Annotated in this window: 9 protein-coding genes; 4 read left to right on the top strand and 5 right to left on the bottom strand. The window is 46.3% G+C overall.

All coding sequences use genetic code 11. The features are described from left to right. A partial coding sequence (locus ACTIE0_RS21865) for an IS630 transposase-related protein (RefSeq protein ID WP_439516988.1) occupies window positions 1-188 on the bottom strand: 188 nt, incomplete at its 3' end. 257 nt (window positions 189-445) lie between these two features. Between ACTIE0_RS21865 and ACTIE0_RS21860 the strand changes: the two genes are divergently transcribed. Beyond that, the gene (locus tag ACTIE0_RS21860) at window positions 446-1,198 is read left to right on the top strand and encodes a DUF3450 domain-containing protein (RefSeq protein ID WP_223064838.1); all 753 of its coding nucleotides are present in this window, start codon (window positions 446-448) and stop codon (window positions 1,196-1,198) included. A gap of 73 nt (window positions 1,199-1,271) precedes the next feature. Here the strand turns inward: ACTIE0_RS21860 and ACTIE0_RS21855 are convergent, their stop codons facing one another. From ACTIE0_RS21855 to petC, 4 genes are all read right to left on the bottom strand, one after another. Then, window positions 1,272-2,363, bottom strand: a complete 1,092-nt coding sequence (locus tag ACTIE0_RS21855; protein ID WP_006624499.1) for a RuBisCO accumulation factor 1 — start codon at window positions 2,361-2,363, stop codon at window positions 1,272-1,274. A gap of 82 nt (window positions 2,364-2,445) precedes the next feature. After that, window positions 2,446-3,291, bottom strand: a complete 846-nt coding sequence (locus ACTIE0_RS21850; RefSeq protein ID WP_006624498.1) for an alpha/beta fold hydrolase — start codon at window positions 3,289-3,291, stop codon at window positions 2,446-2,448. A 134-nt stretch (window positions 3,292-3,425) separates the two neighbouring features. Next, window positions 3,426-4,415 (bottom strand): cytochrome f, encoded by a 990-nt coding sequence (gene petA / locus ACTIE0_RS21845; RefSeq protein ID WP_006624497.1) that lies wholly within the window; start codon window positions 4,413-4,415, stop codon window positions 3,426-3,428. Between the two features lie 89 nt (window positions 4,416-4,504). Next, entirely contained in the window at window positions 4,505-5,044 is a 540-nt protein-coding gene (gene petC, locus ACTIE0_RS21840; RefSeq protein ID WP_006624496.1) for a cytochrome b6-f complex iron-sulfur subunit, read from the bottom strand. A gap of 753 nt (window positions 5,045-5,797) precedes the next feature. On the opposite strand from petC, the gene ACTIE0_RS25075 reads away from it, so the two are divergent. Genes ACTIE0_RS25075 through ACTIE0_RS25065 form a run of 3 tightly spaced genes read left to right on the top strand, consistent with a single transcriptional unit; the run spans window position 5,798 to window position 6,788 of the window. After that, complete coding sequence (locus ACTIE0_RS25075; protein WP_006624494.1) at window positions 5,798-6,019, top strand: reverse transcriptase N-terminal domain-containing protein; 222 nt, start codon at window positions 5,798-5,800, stop codon at window positions 6,017-6,019. 21 nt (window positions 6,020-6,040) lie between these two features. Continuing rightward, window positions 6,041-6,451, top strand: coding sequence for a reverse transcriptase domain-containing protein (locus ACTIE0_RS25070; protein WP_006624493.1), 411 nt, complete (start codon window positions 6,041-6,043; stop codon window positions 6,449-6,451). Beyond that, window positions 6,441-6,788 (top strand): reverse transcriptase/maturase family protein, encoded by a 348-nt coding sequence (locus ACTIE0_RS25065; RefSeq protein WP_008052035.1) that lies wholly within the window; start codon window positions 6,441-6,443, stop codon window positions 6,786-6,788. Before ACTIE0_RS25070 ends, ACTIE0_RS25065 begins: the two co-directional genes overlap by 11 nt. Window positions 6,789-6,834 lie beyond the last annotated feature (46 nt).

Genomic DNA, 6,834 nt, shown 5'->3' with positions numbered 1-6,834 from the left:
TGGCTATGACCAGGTGGGCGATTAGGTTTAGGGAGGAAGTCGCCGGTGTGTTCTTTTCTTTGCAGCCAGAGATTGATAGTGTTCCTGCTGACATGGAAAACTTGACTGGCTTCGGTTTTGGGTATACCGTCTAGTTCAATGGCATTAATAACTTTTTGTCTAAGGTCGTAACTGTAGGGGGCTGGCATTTTTGGTCTTCTGTAGATATCCTGGCCATTATACGTCCTAACTTTTCTGTCTTGTGCTATACAATTCCAAGACAACGGTAAACGCTTCGTGTTAATATGCAACTCGGTTAGATTCGTAAGCAGTTAGATTCAGAGATGTACATGATGTCCAATGGCAAGTCTCTCTTCTACTGATCACCCTAGATAGGCCATTAGGCTGTTGAAAAGGATTTAACCTGGAATTCTCTTATAGCTGCCTAAGTGTGAAATCCAAACGCATGAGTCCGACTACGGGGTTTTTATGGGGATGTGTGTTTACCTTAATGGTAGCCATGCTACTCCTATTCGCATGGTTATTTTTTAGTAACCAATCGTCTTTAGGAAAGGATGAACCATCACCCCCAAGTTTCCCATCTGGAATTCTCCCGCCACCGCCTAATGTGTCGGAGTCAACATTAGGGACGTTTCCCAATGGGCAGATTCCGATCCCCACCTTTCCTTTACCTCCCCCACCTAGTTCCTCTGATTCCTCAAGTTCTGGGTCTCATGTACTTCGAGAATGGGAAAGACAACAAACGACTAATCAACAAATCACTACTCAACTGGAACGACATCGGGTTCAGATTGACCAACTAACGAGTCAACTGGAGCGACATCGGGTTCAAATTGAAACTCTTACAACTCAGCTTGAACAGCAGCGAATGCAAAATGAACGCCTGACTATGCAACTGCAAGAACAGGAGCGTCGGGTTAGTAATTTGACTCTGGATCAAAACCGTTTATCTCAAGGCAATTCTGGCGGACATGGCTTGCAAACTGCTATGCTATGGTTTCTGGTGGGGGTGATTCTGGCTGTGGTCTTGGGTGGTAGTATTTTTGCGATCGCTTTAGTGGTGATGGCGGGTCAATCTAATCGTCGGTCTGAGTTGAAACGTTATTCAATTCAACCTATTGATATCTGGCCTTATCGGATTGAGGAAGAACCTGCTGACTTTTTGCCCCCGAATATGCGATCGCGTCGTTCCCGTTAAATCTGCCCCTAGCTGGCGGGGTAGGATAACTGGATCGCGAATAGCGAGTATCTTCTCTCTAGGTGCTTTTGCCCTATTCCTCAATTTGCCAAATATCGGTCATCTGATTTTCATCGACAATCCGTTTTGGGCGCAAAATCAGAATCACCCTGCCTAGCAGAGGCGTTTCGGGTTGGTCCTCAAACCATTGCAATTCTAGTTGACCCTCAATCTCCACTAGAAAATAACTGTCTGCTTGCCATGTTCTACCTGCGCGATCAATAACTGCAACTACTTCCTCAACCTGACCAGGGAGAGGAGTAGGAAGCTGGTCGCTTTGACATAAAATCACCACTGGGTCTTCAGAATTTCGGACTACCTGCCAACCTGGTAAAGCCAGCCAAGCACCTCCTCCATTAAATTTGATGATTCCAAAAGGTTCGATCGCCTCACACAGGGGAACAGCTTGCCAATCCTCCTTGTTGAGGGGAAACCTCCCCGCCACAGGTACAATACAAGGAAGTTCCTCAGACTCCTCTAAACGATACACTGGCAGGCGAGGGGCAGTTTTGGGATATGAAACCGTAAAATCAGTTAAAAGCTGTTCTAGCTGGCTTCTAGCCGCCGTAGATTTGACAAATTTTAGACCCTTAGCAATCAGGCGCGATCGCTCCTGGATATCCTTTTGTTGGCGAGCCAATTTGGCGAAATAATAGGCTACCATATCCCCGGCATCGGTAGAAAATCCTTCCGGCATACCCCCGCTCAGGGAAAAATCTTTCAGCGCCCTAGCGATATTTCGGGCTTCATCGGCATCTAAATTGTACTCGAGAATCAACCCCGCCGCCGCCACCCGCAGGGGTTGGGTGAGGATACGAAGTTCATAAAGGATATCGCTGCCTTTTTGCCAAAAATGCGATCGCACCTTCTCGGAGGCTTCCCCCTTAACCATGGAGTGGTAAACCTGAGAAGCGACAATTACCTGATTTTGTTGCACAGGTTCAAAACCAGTATCCTCAAAAATCTCCTGGGAATTTTTACCGCACTTTTGCAGAGTAGCACAGGCCTGACCCCACTCAACCCAACTCCCTTCTTTGCGTCTAAGTTGCTTAATCAAGGCTTGTTGGTCTACATTACTTTCGACCACTGGGGGTGTAAATTTCGGATTCGGGGATGTTTCAGTCATATTCGCAATTAGTATGATAGACAATCAGGGACTTAATCCCCACGACTAGCTCCCCACCATGGTCAAGGGTAGCCCTTGGGGTTCAAAGTGCTTTTTTTCGCAGGAATAGCAGTAGGGATTCCGCGATTTCTTGGGGCCAATGGTCTTGGGGATAATGTCCAGCCTTATCTAGTTTAACCAATACTGCCCCAGGAATCTTCTCGACCAAACTTTCAGCCATAGACAGATCTAGCCAAGGGTCAGCAGTCCCCCAGACAATCTCGGTGGGATGATCCCATTTGGGGAAGCCGGAGACAATTTCTTCCATAGCCTCCTTTAATTGTAGATTCTTAATGGTTGCCATGAGCGCCCGCCCGGTAGAGGAAGACTTGAGAAACGGACGGCGATAGACATCGAGATCTTTATCTTCAATCACATAACCGCTTCCTCCCTCCAGAGTGCGATCGACTAATAACGGGTCTTGAGTCATCATATCCCCGACAAAAGGCAATGACATCTGTTTGATTTTCCAGGGTAATTTTGCCTCGGTAGAGACAGGGGTATTTAATACTAACAGCCGTTCAATTTGTTCTGGGTGTCGCAGGGCATACTGTAACCCCACGGAACCTAAGAAACCTTGAACAACCAAATAAAACTTAGTTAATTTTAGGGTAGTTAAAAACTCTTCTAATCCTTGAATATACGCATCTGGAGTATAGGGGAAATCTCGTTTTTCGGGTTTCTCGGAAAATCCAGAACCCAGCCAGTCGGGTGCGATCGCTCGGTATCCCTTCTCGCCTACTTCCTCCATAATTACACTCCAACTGTAACTTTGAGAAATTAACCCATGTAAAAATAAGATAGGCGGTTTATCTGTCACTTCCCGGTTAATTTCCCGATAAAACCAGTCGAATTTTCCCGCTTTAATTGTTTCCGTTGCGATCGCCACTTTTAAAAAATTGATAAATTTGATTAATTTGCAGTGAGAAAGCCGGAGGCAGAATCCACAATTAACAACTATTAATTATCAATTATTTACCCTACCCCCGGACTTTCAACGTTGAAGCCAATGGACAGCCAGAATTAGAAATTCATCTCAGCCGCTTGGACTTTTTCCACTTGTTTTTTCTTGAGAACTAACAGAATCTGAGTTAGCATCACCAGGGCAAAAAATGCCAGCAGACCTTGAATCCGAGTCGAACTTTGGAGTACGATTTCAGTATCATCTTGACCAAAGCCACCCACATTAGGATTATTGGTTAATGAATCACCAGCCGCCACAGGTTGACCCTCAGAAACAATCAACTCAGGACCAGGAGGCACAGTTTCCACCACAGAATCACCCTCAGCAGTAGTGATAGTTACCTGGTAGCCAACATATTCTTCCTGAGTAATTTTGGTGATAGTTCCACCCACAGAGGCTTTATAAACCGTGTTATTGCTGGCATTACCCGCCGGGTAAAGTTGACCACGACCCCGGTTTCCGCCAGCGTAGACGGCATATTTACCAAAGTGGATAGACTTATCAGTAGCTGGATCTGGAGACAGAACCGGGAAGACAATTTCTTGGTATTGATCGCCAGGAATTGGACCAACGATCACCACATTTTCTTGATCAGCACTGTAGGGTTGGAAGTAAAGACCACCGACTTCCTCGGCGATCTCTTCAGGAATGCGATCGGCAGGAGCAATTTTAAAGCCTTCTGGAAGCATCAACACCGCTCCCACATTCAGAGCGCCTTTGCTACCATCACCCAACACCTGCTGTACATTAGTATCATAGGGGATTTTCACCACAGCCTTAAACACCGTATCAGGTAAGACAGACTGGGGAACCTCTACTTCTGTAGGTTTAGCAGCCAAGTGGCAGTTAGCACAAACAATACGGCCTGTAGCTTCTCTGGGAGTTTCTGGGGCAGTTTCCTGAGCCCAGAAAGGATAAGCCGCAGCACTCTGGGGTAATACCAAATCCCCGGCTAGGAACAGCCCTGCGGTTGCCACTGCAACTAATAACACCCGCAAAGTTGCCCCAATACCACGACGCAGAATTGCGAATCGGTCAGTGTTTGACATCGGAATGTTCTATCTCTCTCAAAATGTAAATTATCATTAGATCACAGATTGGGGATAGATCTTATTACCATCCCCCCTCTGAGTCTCAATTAAGCCCACCAGGGAGCTTCATTGGTGCGGAAATCGGTTTCAGTCCAGGGAATGAAACTTACTTTGTCGTCCACAACTTCGGTGTGAACCAGCGCCAAGGACAGGGGAGCCGGACCACGCACTACCTTACCAGTAGCATCATACTGGGAACCGTGGCAGGGACAGATAAATTTATTCTCGCTGCTGTTCCAGGGAACCACACAACCCAGGTGAGTACATACCGCATTCAGGCCATATTCAGCCAGGTTGCCATCATTTTCAATCACTAGGTAGGTAGGATCACCTTTGAGACCTTGAGCCAAGACGCGATCGCCTACATTATGAGTAGCCACAAATTGGCTGACTACTACATCATTACCCAAAGCATCTTTGGCGATCACACCGCCACCTGCTCCCCCAGTTGAAGGAGGAATAAAATATTTGACGAAGGGATACAGCGCACCTAGGGCCACCCCGGTTGCTGAACCAAAGGTCAGCAGATTCATAAATTGGCGACGTCCCATACTCGGAACATCAGAGTTAGCAGAAATTTGAGTCATGATCGACGCAGTTTGTCTGTGTTATGTTACTTGATCTTTACAAGTGCGAGACGTTCAGGCATGAAATAGGGTTGCAATACCCGAAATAACCGCCTGGTGAGGATTTCAACCCCTTGGTTGAATATAAGGAGCGCACTCCTGACCATCCTCATAACTGTTTATATGTCCCAAAGCGAAAGCAAGGCAGGGAACTCAAGGTCAATCCCACAAAGAAAATCGCAATACTCAATTATACAACATGGAGGATTAAAACCACTTGGGCGATTGTGGGAAAGAGTAACGGCGATAGCCACCCCCAGTTTCAGGATACACAACCCGTCAGATTGAAGCGGGGAACGGAAGGCGTGAGGGTAACCTATTCCCAATAATCCGACCACTGCCAACCATCCATGACTAAGGAAATCTGAATGTTCCGACTTGAACCATCGTAAATAATAAGCAGCGAAATAGGTTGATACGCTGCGCTCAAAAGAGCAAAGGGAAAAGTAGGAGTATTTGTAAGCTACCTACACAGACCTTTAAAAGTACCTCGGTGGATAGGACAAGTCTAAAGATGGAATGCCCATATAAACGGAACGTTATAAACCCTTTTAGGCTCTGATAATCTGGTCGAGAGAGTCAGTAGTGAAAAAGTGTAAGCGTATGCCTATTAGGGGGTGAGATGTGACCAGAAGCCAACGCCCGGCTGTAATGGACGGGATATGCTAACGGGTCACGGTTTGATTGCAAGGATAGAGTCGAGTAGGAGTCAAAATGACGAAATCGAGAGAAGGTAAAGGCTTCGATAAACGGAGACCTACTAAGACTACGAATGGATGGAGAAGTATCAACTGGGCTAAGGTTCAGCGATACGTCTTTAAGCTCCAAAAGAGGATATTTCAAGCAGCTAAATCGGGACAGGACGCAAAGGCAAGAAGGTGGCAACGTCTATTGGTGAAGTCATATTATGCCCGACTCTTAGCAGTGCGGCTGTAGGGGCGGGTTCCACGGTCAGCCATGCTTCCCAACAGTCAGCTTAATAAACCCGCCCCCCAAGATAATCAACGCAAGAAAACGGCTGGAGTCGATGGAGTAAGAGTAATCTCTCCAAGACAAAGTTTTGAGCTTGTTAAGAACATTAAGGGAAACCTCAAAGCAAAACCACTGCGACGGGTGTGGATTCCAAAACCCGGAATGGATGAAAAACGCCCTCTAGGAATACCCACAATCCAGGATAGAGCAAGGCAAGCCTTGGTTAAATCGGCACTCGAACCTGAATGGGAATCGAGATTTGAAAGCAACAGCTATGGGTTCCGACCCGGACGGTCAGCCCATGATGCAATATCCAGAATCTTTCAAAGTATAAACAAAGGAGGTTATTACATACTGGATGCAGATATAGCAAAATGCTCTTACCGTGAACCATGAATACCTACTTTCCAAAATTCATTGTCCAAGCAGTCTAAAGAGAGACCTGAAACAATGGCTCAAAGCAGGCGTGCTAGATAACGGCGTTTTCGATGATACAGAAACAGGGACACCCCAGGGAGGGGTAATAAGTCCACTCCTAGCCAACATCGCACTGTTGGGAATGGTTAGGTTCATAGAAACAATGTATCCTAAAAAGAGAAACGTGGTTCAAGCCACAACAATCAGATACGCCGATGATTTTGTAGTAATATCCCCATCACTTGAAATCATTGAACAGTGCAAAACTGCTATTTCCAAATGGTTAACCTACATTCCGCAGGTTGACAGGGAATAAAAGATATGGTGCTAGTCTAGGCTAGAAAGGGTTCCTTCGAGCGGTA

This window comes from Limnospira sp. (assembly GCF_051859755.1).
GTDB classification, from domain to species: domain Bacteria; phylum Cyanobacteriota; class Cyanobacteriia; order Cyanobacteriales; family Microcoleaceae; genus Limnospira; species Limnospira fusiformis.
Note: the sequence above shows the minus strand (reverse complement) of the source record. Positions and strands in the feature narration are given on the sequence as shown.

Bases quoted from the DNA above. Each gene is read 5' to 3' on its own strand.
- ACTIE0_RS21860 (WP_223064838.1), top strand. From the start codon at position 446: ATGAGTCCGACTACGGGGTTTTTATGGGGATGTGTGTTTACCTTAATG.
- ACTIE0_RS21855 (WP_006624499.1), bottom strand. From the start codon at position 2,363: ATGACTGAAACATCCCCGAATCCGAAATTTACACCCCCAGTGGTCGAA.
- petA (WP_006624497.1), bottom strand. From the start codon at position 4,415: ATGTCAAACACTGACCGATTCGCAATTCTGCGTCGTGGTATTGGGGCA.
- petC (WP_006624496.1), bottom strand. From the start codon at position 5,044: ATGACTCAAATTTCTGCTAACTCTGATGTTCCGAGTATGGGACGTCGC.
- ACTIE0_RS25075 (WP_006624494.1), top strand. From the start codon at position 5,798: ATGACGAAATCGAGAGAAGGTAAAGGCTTCGATAAACGGAGACCTACT.
- ACTIE0_RS25070 (WP_006624493.1), top strand. From the start codon at position 6,041: ATGCTTCCCAACAGTCAGCTTAATAAACCCGCCCCCCAAGATAATCAA.